Here is a 15,717-nt window from a genome sequence, read left to right on the forward strand (position 1 = left end):
CCCATGACCACGTCCGTGTCGCCCGACCACGCCTGGCTGCGCGCGTCGATCGACCTCGCCACCCGCAACGTCGCCGAGGGCGGCGGCCCGTTCGGCGCGGTGGTCGTCCGGGCGGGCGAGGTGATCGCGACCGGCACGAACCAGGTCACGCCGACGCTCGACCCGACCGCGCACGCCGAGGTGGTCGCCATCCGCGCGGCCTGCCGGGCGCTCGGCGACTTCCGGCTCACCGGGTGCGTGCTGGTGTCGTCGTGCGAGCCGTGCCCGCTGTGCCTGTCCGCCGCGCTGTGGGCGCGGGTGGACCGGGTCGTCTACGCCGCCGACCGGCACGACGCGGCGGCGGCCGGGTTCGACGACCGGGAGTTCCACGACCTGTTCGGCCGGCCGCGGGAGACGTGGAGCCTGCCGGTGCACCACGTGCCGACGGGCGAGGACACCGCGCCGTTCAGCGCCTGGCTGGCGCACGCGGACCGGGTGGACTACTAGGTCGTGCGCGGCGTGCCGGTGGACCGGCGGCGCCAGTCCCGGATGCCGGGGAGCTGCCGGAAGCCGGCCGACCGGTAGGTGGCGACCGCGCCCGCGTTGGCGCTCGGGGTGCAGACGACCGCGCTGGACGCGCCCATCTCCCGCAGCGCGGCCGCCGCGGCGAGGGTGATCGCCCGGCCGTGGCCGCGGCTGCGGTGGTCCCGGTGCACGCCCATCGGTTCCAGCAGGCCGGGCCGGCCCGGACCGGCCGACCACACCGTCACCGCCGCGACCGCCTCGCCCCGGTCGTGGGCGACCAGGCACCGGGCGTCGGCGTAGGCCGGCCCGGCGGCCATCGCGCGCCACGCCTCGTCGGTGAACGTGGACCGGTCGAACGCCGCCCGCTGCACGGCGGTCCGCACGTGCGCCCGGTCCGGTCCGACGACCTCGATGCGCACGCCCGGTTCCGGCACCGGGTCGGACAGGTCGCGGATCAGCGGCGTCCACGGCTCGTCGGCGGTCCAGCCCGCGTCGGGCAGCAGGTCGTGGAGCAGCGCGTCCGCCGGGGCGTCGAGGCCGGCCGTGCCCTCGGGCAGGAGGCCGCGTGACGGCTCGGTGGCGTCCTCGACCAGCCGCCGGGCCAGCTCCTCGTCGCGCCGGACGTCCGGGGCGGTCGTCAGCCGGAGCAGGCCGGGGCCGTCCAGGAGGCCGACGGCGACGACCCTCCCGTCCCGGCTCCACGTCCGGACCGCCGCGGCCGTCGCGTCCGCGCCGAACCGCCGGAACCAACCCAGGTCACCGGGGTGCAGCTGCATCGGCGCGCCGTCGTGCTGCCACTCGCGCAGCACGGCGACCGCCTCGTCCGGGTCGTGGACCGCCGGCTCGCGCAACACGATCGCCATCCGCCGATCACACACCGCGGCGGCGGTCCGCCGCACCCGATTTTCGGTCCGGGGTCACGCCCGAGCGTTGAATTCAAGGGTCCTGAACGTACGACTCACGGGTCCTGAACGTAGGACACGCGCGTTCTGAACGTAGGACACGCGCGGGGTCAGGGGATGGTGATGGCCTTCATGCGTTCGATCTCGTCGGTCTGGGAGGCGACCACGTCGTTGGCCATGTCCTCGACCCGCACGTCGGTGCCCGAGGACAGCAGCTCGACCGCCATGCTGATCGCGCCCTCGTGGTGGGCGATCATCAGCCGCAGGAACAGCCGGTCGAAGTCCGAGCCGGTGGCCGCGCGCAGCTCGGCCAGCTGCTGCTCGGTCGCCATGCCGGGCATCGAGTCGTGGTCCACCTCGGGCAGGTCGGCGCTGTGGCCGTGCGCGGGCGCGTTCTCCGCGTACTGCCGCTGCCACTGCTCCATGGCGGCGATCTCCGGGCCCTGCGTGTCGTGGATCCGCGACGCCAGCCCGCGCACCGTCTCGTTTCGCGCCCGCTCCGGGGCGAGCGCGGTCATCTCCAGCGCCTGCCGGTGGTGCACGATCATCCGGGCGACGTAGGTCAGGTCCGCCTGGCTCGGCGCGACCCAGCGGTCCGTGCCGAAGTCCTCCGGCGCAAGGGTTTGCGCTTGCTCACCCGGCCCCTGTGGCGCGATGATCGGGGGCTGGTCGACCGATTGCGACGTGCAGCCCGCGAGGACGGCCACCAGCACCGCGACGAACACCATTCGCATCCCGCTACCCCCTAGCCCTCCGGTCGGCCGCCAACGTACCCGGCGACCCCACATGTCGGAAGTGCGGAAAATTCCCGACGAATGGGTCTGGTCCTTAGCGTTGCGAACGGGTGATACTGCGGGCCCTGCACTTGGGTTGGAAGGGGAACCTGAAGTGGATGTACGCGATTCGACCCGCCGGCGCAGAACGCCGGCCGCGGTCCTGGGAGCGTTCGCGCTGAGCCTGTCGGTCGTGGCCTGGGCGCCCCAGGCGACCGCGGCCCCGGACGACGCCGACCTGGCCGGACTGTCCGAGACCCAACTGTCGAGCCAGGAGCAGCCGGCCGCCGGCATCCCCGGCGTCGACGAGATCCGCAACAGCCGCAACGTCAAGCACCTGGCGAACCTGCCGAAGCCCGCGCCGTTCGGCGCCGGCTCGACGTGGACCGACCTGGCGTTCCAGGACGGTTACGCGTTCGACGGCAACTACGACGGCTTCGTCATCTACGACGTGCGCAACCCGCGCAAGCCGTCCATCGTGAGCACGGTCTGGTGCCCCGGCTCGCAGAACGACATCTCGGTCAAGGACAACCTGCTCTTCCTGTCCACCGACTCGTCCCGCAGCGACAACTCCTGTGCCAGCACGCCGCTCTCCGCGACCAACAAGGACGCGTGGGAGGGCATCAAGATCTTCGACATCAGCGACAAGAAGAACCCGAAGTACGTCGCCGCGGTCGAGACCAAGTGCGGTTCCCACACCCACACGATGGTGCCGGACAAGCGGGGCAAGGACGTCTACCTGTACGTTTCGTCGTACGGGCCGAACGCCTCCTTCCCCGACTGCCAGCCACCGCACGACCTGATCTCCATCGTGAAGGTGCCGCTGAAGAACCCGGCGGCGGCCTCGCTGCTGTCCGAGACGGTGCTGTTCCCGGACGGCGGCAACCCCGGTCGTGACGGCACGATCGAGGAGGGCTACGTCCGCGCCACCTCCGGTTGCCACGACATCACCGTGTACCCGGCCAAGGACCTCGCGGCCGGCGCCTGCATGGGCGACGGCGTGCTGTGGGACATCTCCGACCGCGAGCGGCCCCGCGAGATCAGCCGCGTGCAGGACGACGTGAACTTCGCGTTCTGGCACTCGGCCACCTTCAACAACGAGGGCACCAAGGTCGTCTTCACCGACGAGCTGGGTGGCGGCGGCGCGCCGACGTGCAACGAGACGATCGCCAAGACGCGCGGCGCGGACGGCATCTACGACATCACCGGCCGCGGCGACAAGCGCAAGCTGGAGTTCCGCTCGTACTACAAGATCTCCCGGATCCAGGGCGAGACCGAGAACTGCGTGGCGCACAACGGTTCGCTGATCCCGGTGCAGGGCCGCGACATCATGGTGCAGGCGTGGTACCAGGGCGGCATCTCGATCTGGGACTTCACCGACTCCCGCAACCCCAAGGAGATCGGCTGGTTCGAGCGCGGTCCGCTGCCCAACGGCGCCGGCGGCGGCTCGTGGTCCGCGTACTACTACAACGGCTACATCTTCTCGTCCGACATGGCCAAGGGCCTCGACGTGCTCGACATCCGCGACCCGCGGACGGCGACGGCGAAGCTCGTCCGCGTCGGCGAGCTGAACGTCCAGACGCAGGGCTCGTACCGGGACCTGTTCCCGCGCTAGCCCGAACGGCCTGACCACGTCCGGACCCGGAGGGGCCCGTCGCACCCGCGGCGGGCCCCTCCACCCGTTCCGACCAACGCCAACATTGCATATTTCCCCCGGGTTCACCGGAATAGCGCTCACCGGTACTCCTTGGCGGTGAATTCGTCCGCACCGGGGCCGACTCGGCGTAGTATCGGCCCCGATTCCTCTTCACGAATTCCTCGCGAGGAGTATTCCCATGCCGGACATGACCCTCTACCGGGGTGAGCGGCACAATGTCTGGCCGGACCCGGCGGTGCGCCTCATCTGGGGCGGCATGACGATCCTCGACCCCTGGCCGGGCGCGCGGCTGCCGAACCAGACCGCCACCGGCGCGTGGTCCGCGCTCTCCCGCGCGATCAGCACCGGCGGCGGCGACCTGGCGGCGTTCTCCCGCTCGCTGCGCGCGGCGGGCGTCTCACACGGCCTGACCTTCACCCGCGTGCCCGACCCGGTGCGGTCGGAGTCCGCCCACCACTACGTGGTCACCATCCACCACGCGCGCACGTTCCTGCTGCGCTACGGCGGGGTGGGCGGCTGGACCCTGGGCGAGGAGGTGCCGTGGGTGACCGACCCGACACCGGCAGACCAGGATTACGTGGTGCTGAACGGGCCGAGCGTGAGCCGGTCGACGGTATTGGGTTACGGGCATTTCGCCGGTCCGCCGGAAGTCACGTTGTTCACCGACGTGCCGACCACGTGGGTGACGTCCGTGAACGGTCAGCCGATCGGCGCACGTGGCATACGCGTTTTGGTCGATTCGGCGCTGTCCGACGCGGAACGGGTGAAACTGACGAAATTGCGCCGACCCTGACCCGGACCACCACGCCCGCGCCGCACCGAGCCGTCGCGCCCGAACACCACCGCCCGAACACCACCGCCCGGTCCGCGTCCAGGTCCGCCCCCGCCCCCACCGCCACCGCCGTCGCCGTCGCCGTCGCCGTCGCCCCGGATCGTCAGGTCTTCACCACCGTCACCCGGACCGCGTCCAGGTCCACCACGACCGCCGGGCCGGGCCGTCAGGTCTCCACCACCATCACCCGGCCCGCCCCGAGGTCCAGCGACACGGTCGCGCCGGGCGGGAAGTCACCCGCGCGGGAGGACGGCTGGTCGACCCGCACCACCTGCTCGCCGCCGTCGAGCCGCACGGACAGCCGCGTCACCGGGCCGAGGAAGCTGTGCGTGACCACGTTCCCGGTCAGCGCGCCGTCGGCCGGCCCGCAGTGCGGGGCGATGCCGATGTCCTCCGGCCGCACGATCACCTTGACCTCGCCGGTCAGCCCGGCCGCCGCGTCGGTGTCGAACCGGAACGCGCCCAGCCGGACGCCGCCCGCCTCGGCGACGCCGTAGACCGCGTTCGTCACACCGACGAACTCCGCCACGAACGCCGACGCGGGCTCGCGGTACACCGCCGCGGGCGTGTCGAGCTGTTCCAACCGGCCGTGCGACAGCACGCCGACCCGGTCGGAGACGGCCAGCGCCTCCTCCTGGTCGTGCGTGACGAACAGCGTGGTCATGCCCAGCTCGGTCTGGATGCGCCGGATCTCGTCCCGCAGCGCCACCCGCACCTTGGCGTCCAGCGCGGACAGCGGCTCGTCCAGCAGCAGCACGCGCGGCTGGACGGCCAGCGCGCGGGCGAGCGCGACGCGTTGCTGCTGACCGCCGGAGAGCTGGTGCGGGTACCGCTTGCCGAGGTGGGCGAGCCCGACCAGCTCCAGCAGCTCGGCGACCCGCCGGTCCCGGTGCGGGGCCTTGCGCAGCCGCAGGCCGAACGCGACGTTCTGGCTCGCGGTCAGGTTCGGGAACAGGCTGTACGCCTGGAACACCATGCCCATGTCGCGCTTGTTCGCGGGCACGCGGGTGATGTCGCGGCCGGCCACCAGCACCCGGCCCGCGTCGGCCGCCTCGAACCCGGCGACGATGCGCAGCGCCGTCGTCTTGCCGCAGCCGCTCGGTCCGAGGAGGCTGACCAGCTCGCCCTCGGCCAGTTCCAGGTCGAGCCCGTCGAGCGCGGTCTGGCCGCCGAACGCCTTGCGCAGCCCCTCCAGGCGCAGGTAACCCATGTCAGCCTTCCTCGGCGGCGGAACCACGACGCCGCCCGCCGATGAACGAGAGCAGGAACAACAGCACGAACGCGAACAGCAGGCTCAGCAGCGACACCGCGATCGACACGCCCGCGTCCCGCTTGCCGAGCAGGTTGACCCGCACCTGGAGGGTGTCGAAGTTCAGCAGCGACGCGATGGTGAACTCCCCCAGCACCAACGCGACCGACAGCAGCGACGCGCCGAGCAGCGCGGTGCGGATGTTGGGCACCACGACCCGCAGCAGCACCGTGCCCCAGGACGCGCCGAGCCCGCGGGCCGCCTCCGCCAGCGTCCTGAGGTCGATCGAGGACAGGCCCGCGTCGATCGCCCGGTAGGCGAACGGCAGCGCCAGCACCGCGTAGGCGAACGTCAGCGTCAACGGCGAGTCGCCGAGGAAGTAGTTCACCCACGCGTACAGCGGGGCCATGCCCACCACCAGCACGATCGCCGGGATCGCGATCGGCAGCAGGCACAGGAACTCCACCAGCCGGCCCAACCGGGGCAACCTCAGCCGGGTCCACGTCATGGTCGGCACCAACAGCAGCAGCACGAGCAGCGAGCTGAGCACCGCGAGCTGCACGGACACCAGGATCGCCGCGACCAGGTCGCGGTCCTCCACGATCCCCGACCACGACGCGAGGCTGCGCGTGCCGCCCGCGCCGCGGGTCGAGAACTCCGCCATCGCCACCAGCGGCACCAGGAAGTAGACCCCGAGCACCACCAGGACCGCCGACCGCGCGACCCCGCGCCCGGTCACCGCCGCCATCGGGCGTACCTCCGCTGCACCAACGCGTACAGGCCCATCGCCACGCCGACGACCACGACCATGCCCAGACCGAGCGCCTTGCCCAGGTTCTCCCGGCCCAGCAGCACCTCGCCGGTCAGGAAGCCGCGGATCTGCAACGGCACGATCGGGCTGCCCTGCGACACCAGCGCCGCCGCCGTGGCGTAGGCGGAGAACGCGTTGGCGAACAGCAGCAGCAGCGACCCGAGGAACGCGGGCAGCAGCACCGGGCCGCCGACGTGCCGCCAGTAGGTCCACGCCGAGCCGCCGAGGCTCGCCACCGCCTCCCGCCACTGCGGGCGCAGGCCGTCCAGCGCGGGCAGGAACACGATGACCATCAGCGGGATCTGGAAGAACGTGTAGACCAGCGCGAGGCCGGGCAGCTCGAACAGCCACGCGCCGCCGGCGAACAGGTCCAGCCCGAACGAGTCCCGCAGGAACCGCGTGACCAGACCCTGGAAGCCGACTGCGGCGAGGAACGCGAACGCCAGCGGCACGCCGCCGAACTGGGCCAGCACACCGGAAGCCGCCACCACCACGCGGCGCAGCGGCCCGTCCGGCCGACCCGCCGCCACGGCCCACGCCAGCAGCCCGCCGAACACCGCGCCGAGCAGCGCGGTGAGGGCGGACAGCTCCACGCTGCGCAGGAACGCCCGCAGGTACGGGCCGCGGGTCAGGTCGGCCAGGTTGGCGAGCGTGAACGCGCCGTCCTGGTCCTGGAACGACCCGGCGAGCACGAGCACCGTCGGGTAGACCAGGAACGTGCCGACGTAGGCCAGGAACGGCACGACGACCAGCCACGCGAGCAGGGACGTCGAGGACGGTCCCCGGCCCGGCCGGCGCGGCGACGCCGGGTCCGCGCCGAGGACCGCGGTGGTGACGGGTGCGACCACCGGTCAGCCCACCGCCTGCGCCCAGGTCGAGGACAGCACCTGCTTGGCCGCGTCCGACTGCTCCTGGGTCAGGAACACCTGCTCACCGGAGGTCTCGGGCAGCTTCGCCGCCGCCTCCGCGTCGATCGTGCCCGCCTTGGTCATCGCATCCATCCGCACCGGCCGCGACAGGCCCTTGAGGTAGAGGTTCTGGCCCTTGTCGGAGTACAGGAACTCCTGCCACAGGCGCGCGGCGGCCGGGTGCGGCGCGTCCTTGTTGATCGCCTGGTTGTAGTACGCGCCGACCTGCGCGCCGGACGGGACGACGACCTTCCAGTCGACCTTGCCCGCGAGCTTCGCGGTCTGCGCGGCGTTGGTGTAGTCCCAGTCGATCACGACGGGCGTCTGGCCGGACTCGATGGTCGCGGGCGACGGGTCGACCGGCAGGAAGTTGCCCGCGGCCTTGAGCTGCCGGAAGAACTCGACGCCGGGCGCGATGTCGTCGGCCGACCCGCCGTTGCCCAGGGACGCCATGACCACGCCGGAGAACGCCGCGCCGGCCTGGGTCGGGTCGCCGTTGAGCGCGACCTTGCCCTGGTACTCGGGCTTGAGCAGGTCCTTGACCGAGGTCGGCGCGGGCACCTTGGCGGCGTCGTAGCCGATGGACATGAAACCGCCGTAGTCGGCGTAGTACAGCCCGGACGGCTCCTTCAGCTCCTCGGGGATGTCCGCCCAGGTCCGCACCCGGTACGGGGCGAACACGTCGGTGTTGGCCAGGGCCACGTTCAGGCCGAGGTCGAACACGTCGGGCGCGCGGTCGCCGCCCTTGAGCTGCTCGGCGGCGTTGATCTCGTCCTGGCTGGACGCGTCGGGCTGGGCGCTGTCGACCTCGATGCCGTACTCGGCCTCGAACGCGGAGATCAGCTCGCCGTAGTTGGCCCAGTCCGGCGGCAGCGCGATGACGTTGAGCCGGCCCTCCTCCTTCGCGGCGGCGACGAGCTGGTCCAGCCCGCCGAACTCGGCGGCGGACTCGGCGGTGGCCGCCGGCGTGCCGCTCGCGGCGCCGTCCTTGGGCGGCGGCGTGCCGCAGGCGGCGACCAGCGCCAGCGCGGTGATGCCGACGCCCGCCGACCGCAGGACTCGGGTGTGCTTCACGGGAGGGCCTTCCTGGGGTGACGGAATTCTTCGCGCGGACCGGGAATGTTCGGCCAAGCGGAGGATTCGCGACGCCGCGCGCGGTTGTCAAGGACGGTGGTCGGACTGAGACCTGGGTGACGGGGTGGGCGAATTCCCCGTGGTGCGCGAGTGGCCGGGAGGTGAACGACGCACCCGGTCCGACCGGCCCGGATGGGGCCAGGGTTTCGCCCGTCGGGGGACGTGAGGCGGTTGCCGGTCACCCACCGGAACGCCCCGGTGAGCCATTGGGGCGGTGCCGGATCGGAAATGGGTGAATCGCCGACCCGATTCCCCGACGAATTGTCCACGCACAATTCGCCGGCCGGTAACCGGCCCGGTCGCCCCCGGCCCCCGGCAGGCGCGGCGCGGACACTTCGGCAGTAGCCGTACTATGTGTAGCGAGGCTACTTATGAGGGGTGGGTCATGGGCCGGAAGCTGCTGGTCTGGTTGCACGTCGTCTCGTCCACGGGCTGGATGTGCATGGCGCTGGCCCTGTTCGTGGTGGTGGACCACGCGCTGTCCGCGCCGGGACGCCGGCCGGTGTTCGAGGTGGCGACGCTGCTCGACGTGCAGGTGTTGCAGTTCATGGGCACCACGTCGGCGTTCAGCGGGCTGATGCTGTCCGGCCTCACCGCGTGGGGCTACTTCCGGCACTGGTGGGTGGTGGCGAAGTTCGCGATCACGGTCAGCCAGCTGTACGCGGGGATCTTCGTGCTCAGCCCGAACCTGCACCCGGACGGGTCGCCGCTGCTGCTGCGCGTCGGCTCGCTGCTGATGGCCTCGGCGCTGGCGTGCCAGGTGTGGTTGTCGGTGGCCAAGCCGTTCCCGCGCACGCCGTGGGCCGGGCGGACCAAGCCGAGGACCGCGCCGCCGTGGGCGTTCGCGCTGTGCCTGGCCGTGCCGGCGTTCGACTACGCGCTCGGCCAGGCGCTGCTCGGCGTGCCGCTGCCGGCCCTGTCGCTCCTGGTCGCGGCCGGGTACCCGGTGGTCCGCGCCGCGCGCACCGAGGCGCGCGACGCGGTCCCCCGTTAGAGCCGCGGGTCCACCGGCTCGGACTCCAGCGCCAGCACCGCGAACACGCACTCGTGCACGCGCCACAGCGGCTCGCCGCGGACGGCCCGCTCCAACGCCTCCAGCCCGAGCGCGTACTCCCGGATCGCGAGCGAGCGCTTCGCGCCCAGACCGCGCTTGCGCAGCCGCTCCAGGTTCTCCGGCTCGGTGTAGTCGGGGCCGTAGATGATCCGCAGGTACTCCCGACCGCGCACCTTCACGCCCGGCTGCACCAGGCCGCGGTCGCCGCGCACCAGGTTCGCCAGCGGCTTGACCACCATCCCCTCGCCGCCCGCCGCCGTCAGCTCCTCCCACCAGCGCACGCCCGCGGCGACCTGCTCGTCGTCCGCCGTGTCCACCACGAGGTGCCGGGTCGGGGTGAACAGCCCGCCCCGCAGGCGGCCGAGCACGTCGAGGTGCCACCGGTGGTCCCGGTCGTGGAACGTCCGGCCGCGCGCGGCCAGGAGCTGGAACGGCGCGAGCGTCACGCCGGCCAGCCCGTCGGTCGGCCGCACGTACCGCAGGTAGGCGCCGCGGTAGCCGGTCGCGTTCGCCAGCCGGCTCTCCGTGCGGGCCATCAGCCCGCCGACGTCCACGCCGCGCGCGGCGGTGCGCGCCAGCACGTCCACCGCCACGCCGAGCGCGCCCGTGGCCGCCGCGCCGACCGAGGCGTACTGCTCCCGGATCAGCCCGGCCGCCTTGGCGTTCCACGGCAGCAGCTCGGCGTCCAACAGCAGCCAGTCGGTGTCGAACTCGTCCCACAGGCCGGCCGCGGTGACCTCCTCGCGCACGCGCGCCAGCAGCTCGTCGCGCAACGGCGGCTCGAAGAACGCCCGCCCGGTCCGGGTGTGGACCACCCCTCCGCCGTCCGCGCGCACCAGGACCACCGCCCGCGACCCCATGTGCTTCTCCTCGCAGATCACCTCGCGCACGCCCGCGGCGCGGTACTCCGCGAAGGCGTCCTCCGGGTGCTCCAGCACGTCGGGCCGCCGCGAGGTCGCGGTCGGCGCCATCGTCGGCGGCAGGTACAGCAGCGAGCGCGGGTCGATCGCGAAGCGGCTCATCACCTCCAGCGCCGACGCGGCCTGCTCGGGGCGCACGCCGATCCGACCGCGGTGGGCCGTCTCGACGAACCGGCGACCGGTGACGTCGGACAGCGCGAGCACGTCCGGCTCGCGGTCCGCCTCCGGCGCGACGAGCGGGCGCACCGGCTCGTACCAGACCCGGTGGGCCGCGACCGACACGATCTCGCGCTCCGGGTAGCGCAGCGCGGTCAGCTTGCCGCCGAACACCACACCGGTGTCCAGGCACAGGGTGTTGTTCACCCACTCCGCCTCGGGCGTCGGCGTGTGCCCGTAGAGCACGGTGGCCCGGCCGCGGTACTCGGTGGCCCACGGGTAGCGCACGGGCAGGCCGTACTCGTCCGTCTCGCCGGTGGTGTCGCCGTACAGCGCGAAGGCGCGCACCCGCGCCGACGCGCGGCCGTGGAACTTCTCCGGCAGGCCCGCGTGCGCGATGACCAGGTCGCCGCCGTCGAGCACGTAGTGCGCCACCAGCCCGTCGCAGAACCGCGCCACGCGCTCGCGGAACTCCTCCGGCTCGGCCGCGAGCTGGGCCAGCGACTCCGCCAGGCCGTGCTTGACCTGCACGTCGCGGCCCCGCAGGGCACGCGCCAGCTTCTGCTCGTGGTTGCCGCACACGGCGAGCGCGTGCCCGGCCTCGACCATGCCCATGACCAGGCGCAGCACGCCGGGCGTGTCCGGGCCGCGGTCGACCAGGTCGCCGACGAACGCGGCCCGCCGTCCCGCCGGCGGAACGGCGTCCACCGGACGGCCCTCGGCGTCGCGGACCAGCGCGTAGCCCAGCCCGACCAGCAGCTCCTCCAGCTCGGCGCGGCAGCCGTGCACGTCGCCGATCACGTCGAACGGCCCGGTCTCCCCGCGCCGGTCGTTGAGCAGCGGCTCGGGCACGATCACCGCTTCGTCCACTTCGGACTGCGAGCGCAGCACGTGCACCCGGCGGAAGCCCTCCTTGCCCAGGTGCTTCAGCGACTTGCGCAGCGCGGCGCGGTGCCGCCGCACCACGTGCGGGCCGAAGTCGCGGTCCGGGCGGGCGGCGTTGCGGGCCAGGCAGACCTCCTCCGGCGGGTCCAGGACGATCGCGACCGGCAGCACGTCGTGCGCGCGGGCCAGCTCGACCAGGTGCGCCCGGTCGGCCCGCTGCACGTTCGTCGCGTCCACGACGGTCGTGCGCCCCGCCGCCAGCCGCTTGCCCGCCACGAAGTGCAGCGCCTCGAACGCGGCGGCCGACGCGGACTGGTCGTTCTCGTCGTCGGCGACCAGGCCGCGGAAGAAGTCGCCGGACAAGACCTGCGTCGGCGCGAAGTGCCGGCGCGCGAACGTGGACTTGCCCGAGCCGGACGCGCCGACCAGCACCACCAGGCACAGGTCCGGGATCCCGAGTTCCATCAGTCGCCCCCCAGGGTGAAGGCGGCGAGCTGGGTCGGCGCGCCGCGCTCGGCGTCCACCGGCCCGATCGGCAGGTGGCGCACGGTGTAGCCGCGCCGCCGCGCGACCCCGGCCGCCCACTCCGCGAACTCGGCGCGGGTCCACTCGAAGCGGTGGTCCGAGTGCCGGCGCCGCCCCTCCGGCAGGGTCTCGAACAGGGCGTTGTACTCGACGTTCGGCGTGGTGACCAGGACCGTGCGGGGACGGGCGACGCCGAACACGGAGTGCTCCAGCGCGGGCAGGCGGTCGGGGTCGAGGTGCTCCACGACCTCCATCAGCACGGCCGCGTCGTAGCCCTTCAGCTCCGGGTCGGCGTAGGTGAGCGACGACTGGCGCAACGTGATCCGGGCCCGCTGCCGCTCCGACATGCGGTCCAGGCGCAGCCGGCGGGCGGCGGTCGCCAGGGCGCCCGCCGACACGTCCACGCCCTGGACGCGGGCGAAGTCCGGGTCCTCCAGCAGGGCGCGCAGCAACGCGCCGCCACCGCAGCCCAGGTCCAGCACGCTGCGCGCGCCGACCTGCTTGAGCTGGTCGACGATCACGTCCCGGCGCTGCACGGCCAGCGACACCTTCGGCTCGGCGAGCGCGTTGTCCAGCTCCTCCGGCTCGACCTCCTCCACCTCGGCCAGGCGCGACAACGCCGACTGCACCAGGGGCCGGCGGCGCATCAGGTAGCGCGTGGTGATCAGCTCCCGGTCCGGGTGCGCGCCGAGCCAGTCCTCCCCCGCGCGCAGCAGCTTGTCCACCTCGTCCTCGGAGACCCAGTAGTGCTTTTCGCCGTCGAGCACCGGCAGCAGCACGTAGAGGTGCTTCAACGCCTCGGCGAGCGTGAGCGTGCCGGTGAGCGTGACGTCGGCGTACCGGGAGTCCTCGCCGTCGCCCAAGGGGATCGGGGTGAGGCGGGCGGTCCAGCCCAGCGGCGTGAACAGGCGCTCGACCAGCCGGTGCGGCAGGACCGGGACGCGGACGGTGAGCGGGATCGGGGTCGCGGCCACCTCCGCGCGGCTGCGGCTGCGGCCGTTCATCGCGGTGCGGAACACGGACCCGAGCGCGACGGTCAGCAGCGAGCCGGCCACGTACGGGCGGTCGTTGACGTACTGGGTGAGCGTGCTGCCGGGTCCGCGCACCAGCGCGACGGGATCGACCTCCAGCAGGAGGGCGACCGTGCACTCCTCCTCGTCCGCGCGCGGGTAGAACACGTGCGCGGTGCCGGAGGAGGTGCGGAACGACTGCGCCCGGTCGGGGTGTTTGTGCAGCAGGTGACCGAGGTCGGTGGCCGGGCGGTGGGTCGTGGTGAGGGTGAGCAGCACGACGCCAGTGTGGAGGAGCGCCGCCGCCGACCGCCCCCGAATTTCACCGTGAACGCCGGGCCGCGCCGGCGGTGCTAGCTTCGGTGGCAGCCGCCGCCTTCCCCGGAACGGAAAGGCAGAAGTGTGAAACGTCTGGTTCCCCTGGTCATCGGCGGCCTGTGCGCGGCGGTGCTGACGCCCGCGGCGGCGGCCGACACCCCGAGCGCCACCGGGGTCGCGGTGACGGTGGCCCGCTTCGCCACCCCCGACGCCGCGACCAAGGCGTACACCTACGACCCGGCGCTGATCGCGCCCGGCGCGGCGGTGGTCGTCGTGGCCACCCCGCTGCGGCGCTCCACCAAGGCCCTGCTCACCGTGTACGGCCTGGTGCCCAACCGCACCTACGGCGCGCACGCCCACCAGCGGCCGTGCGGCGCGCTGCCGACCGACGCGGGCGCGCACCACCAGCACGTGGTGGACCCCGTGCAGCCGTCGGTCGACCCGGCGTACGCCAACCCCGACAACGAGATCTGGCTCGACTTCACCACCGACGACCGGGGCCGCGCCGTCGTCGGCACGGTCGTGCCCTGGCGGTTCGCCGACCGCCGGGCGGGCTCGGTCGTGATCCACGCCGAGCGCACGGCCACCGAGCCGGGCAAGGCCGGCACCGCGGGCCCCAGGCTCGGCTGCGCCACCGTGCGGTTCTGACCGCCTGCCGAAACGCACGCGGTTCGGCCGCGCCGCGGTCCTGATCACCTGCCCACGGCACGGCCACCAGGTCCGGATCGGCCGCGCCGCGGTCCTGACCGCCTGCCCAACGCACGGCGACCGGACCGGACAGGACCGGCTCGTGCGGTTCCGACCGCCTGACGGGAGGCCGGCCCGGTGGGAGCCGGGGGCCGGCCTCTCCCGGCGCGACCGGGTTGCCAAAACGGCAACGTTCTTTGCCAATCCGCCGGGCACGCGCGCAGGGTGGGTCGCGGAGGTGGTCACGATGACCTTTGAGTTGGGTGCCGGTTGTGACGTGGTGGTGGTCGGCGGTGGCGCGGCCGGGTTGAACGGGGCGCTCATGCTCGCCCGGTCACGGCGGTCCGTCGTGGTGGTCGACGCCGGGTCGCCCCGCAACGCGCCGGCCGAGGGCGTGCACGGGCTGCTGGGCCGGGAGGGCACGCCGCCCGCCGAACTGCTCGACCGCGGGCGGGCCGAGGTGCGCGGTTACGGCGGGCACGTGGTGACCGGCGAGGTGGCGACCGTGACGCGCGCGGACGACGACCGGTTCGTGGTGACCCTGGCCGACGGCCGTGCGGTGCGGGCGCGCCGCGTGCTCGTGACGACGGGCCTGGTGGACGAGCTGCCGGACGTGCCGGGGCTGCGCGAGCGCTGGGGCCGGGACGTGCTGCACTGCCCGTACTGCCACGGGTGGGAGGTCCGCGACCGGGCCGTCGGCGTGCTGGCGACCGGGCCGATGTCCGTGCACCAGGCGTTGCTGTTCCGGCAGCTGACCGCCGACGTCACGGTCTTCGCGGGCGACGTGGCGCTGACCGACGAGCAGGCCGAGCAGCTGGCCGCGCGCGACATCGACGTGGTGCGGGGCCCGGTCGCGTCGGTGGAGGTCGCCGGGGACCGGATCGTCGCCGTGCGGCTGGCCGACGGCCGTTCGGTCGCCCGCGAGGCGGTGGCGGTCGCGCCGCGGATGGTGGCCCGCGCCGGGTTCCTCGCGTCGCTGGGCCTGCGGCCCGTGCCGCACCCGTCGGGGATGGGCGAGCACCTCGCCGTGGACGCGACCGGGCGCACCGACGTGCCCGGCGTGTGGGCCGCAGGCAACGTCACCGACCTGTCCGCGCAGGTGGGCGCGTCCGCCGCGGCCGGCGCCGCGGCCGGCGCGCAGATCAACGCCGACCTGGTCGCGGAGGAGACCCGGCTGGCCGTCGCCGCCCGGCGCGACCCGTTCGCCGCCGAGGCCCGCGTCGCCGAGCTGGTCGCTGGCGACCGCCGGCACGGCCTGTGACCCCGCCGCACGACGCCTCCCGCACCGGCCGCGGACCGGTGCGGGAGGCGCGGGCCGGCACGGCCGGGGGGGGGGGACCCCCCGGTGCGCCCCCCGCCCCCCCCCCCGCCCCCCCCCCCGCCGCCCCCCCC

14 protein-coding genes are annotated in these 15,717 nt (G+C 73.5%); 6 read left to right on the forward strand and 8 right to left on the reverse strand.

All coding sequences use genetic code 11. The annotated features are described in order from the left end of the window. Positions 1-3 precede the first annotated feature (3 nt). Entirely contained in the window at positions 4-486 is a 483-nt protein-coding gene (locus tag ACFXGA_RS07570) for a nucleoside deaminase (protein WP_378085213.1), read from the forward strand. On the opposite strand, the gene ACFXGA_RS07575 is transcribed toward ACFXGA_RS07570, so the two are convergent. Next, complete coding sequence (locus ACFXGA_RS07575) at positions 483-1,367, reverse strand: GNAT family N-acetyltransferase (RefSeq protein ID WP_378085215.1); 885 nt, start codon at positions 1,365-1,367, stop codon at positions 483-485. The genes ACFXGA_RS07570 and ACFXGA_RS07575 overlap by 4 nt on opposite strands. A gap of 149 nt (positions 1,368-1,516) precedes the next feature. Then, positions 1,517-2,140 carry a DUF305 domain-containing protein gene (locus ACFXGA_RS07580; protein ID WP_378085217.1) on the reverse strand — a complete coding sequence of 208 codons (624 nt, stop codon included), beginning with the start codon at positions 2,138-2,140 and terminating at the stop codon, positions 1,517-1,519. Positions 2,141-2,363: 223 nt separating this feature from the next. On the opposite strand from ACFXGA_RS07580, the gene ACFXGA_RS07585 reads away from it, so the two are divergent. Together ACFXGA_RS07585 and ACFXGA_RS07590 are read left to right on the forward strand one after the other, a co-directional pair. Continuing rightward, positions 2,364-3,794, forward strand: a complete 1,431-nt coding sequence (locus ACFXGA_RS07585; protein ID WP_378085246.1) for an LVIVD repeat-containing protein — start codon at positions 2,364-2,366, stop codon at positions 3,792-3,794. A 220-nt stretch (positions 3,795-4,014) separates the two neighbouring features. Then, positions 4,015-4,629 (forward strand): hypothetical protein, encoded by a 615-nt coding sequence (locus tag ACFXGA_RS07590; RefSeq protein WP_378085219.1) that lies wholly within the window; start codon positions 4,015-4,017, stop codon positions 4,627-4,629. A 205-nt stretch (positions 4,630-4,834) separates the two neighbouring features. Here ACFXGA_RS07590 and ACFXGA_RS07595 read toward each other — a convergent pair whose 3' ends face one another. Genes ACFXGA_RS07595 through ACFXGA_RS07610 form a run of 4 tightly spaced genes read right to left on the reverse strand, consistent with a single transcriptional unit; the run spans position 4,835 to position 8,710 of the window. Next, complete coding sequence (locus ACFXGA_RS07595; protein WP_378085221.1) at positions 4,835-5,878, reverse strand: ABC transporter ATP-binding protein; 1,044 nt, start codon at positions 5,876-5,878, stop codon at positions 4,835-4,837. A gap of 1 nt (position 5,879) precedes the next feature. Continuing rightward, positions 5,880-6,665 carry an ABC transporter permease gene (locus tag ACFXGA_RS07600; RefSeq protein ID WP_378085223.1) on the reverse strand — a complete coding sequence of 262 codons (786 nt, stop codon included), beginning with the start codon at positions 6,663-6,665 and terminating at the stop codon, positions 5,880-5,882. Next, positions 6,653-7,576, reverse strand: coding sequence for an ABC transporter permease (locus ACFXGA_RS07605; RefSeq protein WP_378085225.1), 924 nt, complete (start codon positions 7,574-7,576; stop codon positions 6,653-6,655). Before ACFXGA_RS07605 ends, ACFXGA_RS07600 begins: the two co-directional genes overlap by 13 nt. Before the next feature lie 3 nt (positions 7,577-7,579). Then, positions 7,580-8,710 carry an ABC transporter substrate-binding protein gene (locus ACFXGA_RS07610; RefSeq protein WP_378085227.1) on the reverse strand — a complete coding sequence of 377 codons (1,131 nt, stop codon included), beginning with the start codon at positions 8,708-8,710 and terminating at the stop codon, positions 7,580-7,582. 445 nt (positions 8,711-9,155) lie between these two features. Between ACFXGA_RS07610 and ACFXGA_RS07615 the strand changes: the two genes are divergently transcribed. Beyond that, positions 9,156-9,764 (forward strand): hypothetical protein, encoded by a 609-nt coding sequence (locus ACFXGA_RS07615; RefSeq protein WP_378085229.1) that lies wholly within the window; start codon positions 9,156-9,158, stop codon positions 9,762-9,764. Here the strand turns inward: ACFXGA_RS07615 and ACFXGA_RS07620 are convergent. Both ACFXGA_RS07620 and ACFXGA_RS07625 read right to left on the reverse strand, forming a co-directional pair. Beyond that, positions 9,761-12,250: a polynucleotide kinase-phosphatase gene (locus tag ACFXGA_RS07620; protein WP_378085231.1), complete on the reverse strand. Its 2,490-nt coding sequence runs from the start codon at positions 12,248-12,250 to the stop codon at positions 9,761-9,763. The two genes, ACFXGA_RS07615 and ACFXGA_RS07620, sit on opposite strands and share 4 nt — an antisense overlap. Further along, complete coding sequence (locus tag ACFXGA_RS07625; protein WP_378085234.1) at positions 12,250-13,599, reverse strand: 3' terminal RNA ribose 2'-O-methyltransferase Hen1; 1,350 nt, start codon at positions 13,597-13,599, stop codon at positions 12,250-12,252. Before ACFXGA_RS07625 ends, ACFXGA_RS07620 begins: the two co-directional genes overlap by 1 nt. 123 nt (positions 13,600-13,722) lie before the next feature. On the opposite strand from ACFXGA_RS07625, the gene ACFXGA_RS07630 reads away from it, so the two are divergent. Continuing rightward, complete coding sequence (locus tag ACFXGA_RS07630; protein ID WP_378085236.1) at positions 13,723-14,286, forward strand: superoxide dismutase; 564 nt, start codon at positions 13,723-13,725, stop codon at positions 14,284-14,286. A gap of 286 nt (positions 14,287-14,572) precedes the next feature. Then, positions 14,573-15,586, forward strand: a complete 1,014-nt coding sequence (locus ACFXGA_RS07635; RefSeq protein ID WP_378085238.1) for an NAD(P)/FAD-dependent oxidoreductase — start codon at positions 14,573-14,575, stop codon at positions 15,584-15,586. Positions 15,587-15,717: the final 131 nt, after the last annotated feature.

The organism is Actinosynnema sp. NPDC059335, assembly GCF_042752395.1.
Taxonomy (GTDB): domain Bacteria; phylum Actinomycetota; class Actinomycetes; order Mycobacteriales; family Pseudonocardiaceae; genus Actinosynnema.

Excerpts from the sequence above, each read along its gene's own strand:
- ACFXGA_RS07570 (WP_378085213.1), top strand. The coding sequence starts at position 4 with ATGACCACGTCCGTGTCGCCCGACCACGCCTGGCTGCGCGCGTCGATC.
- ACFXGA_RS07575 (WP_378085215.1), bottom strand. The coding sequence starts at position 1,367 with ATGGCGATCGTGTTGCGCGAGCCGGCGGTCCACGACCCGGACGAGGCG.
- ACFXGA_RS07580 (WP_378085217.1), bottom strand. The coding sequence starts at position 2,140 with ATGCGAATGGTGTTCGTCGCGGTGCTGGTGGCCGTCCTCGCGGGCTGC.
- ACFXGA_RS07590 (WP_378085219.1), top strand. The coding sequence starts at position 4,015 with ATGCCGGACATGACCCTCTACCGGGGTGAGCGGCACAATGTCTGGCCG.
- ACFXGA_RS07595 (WP_378085221.1), bottom strand. The coding sequence starts at position 5,878 with ATGGGTTACCTGCGCCTGGAGGGGCTGCGCAAGGCGTTCGGCGGCCAG.
- ACFXGA_RS07600 (WP_378085223.1), bottom strand. The coding sequence starts at position 6,665 with ATGGCGGCGGTGACCGGGCGCGGGGTCGCGCGGTCGGCGGTCCTGGTG.
- ACFXGA_RS07615 (WP_378085229.1), top strand. The coding sequence starts at position 9,156 with ATGGGCCGGAAGCTGCTGGTCTGGTTGCACGTCGTCTCGTCCACGGGC.
- ACFXGA_RS07620 (WP_378085231.1), bottom strand. The coding sequence starts at position 12,250 with ATGGAACTCGGGATCCCGGACCTGTGCCTGGTGGTGCTGGTCGGCGCG.
- ACFXGA_RS07635 (WP_378085238.1), top strand. The coding sequence starts at position 14,573 with ATGACCTTTGAGTTGGGTGCCGGTTGTGACGTGGTGGTGGTCGGCGGT.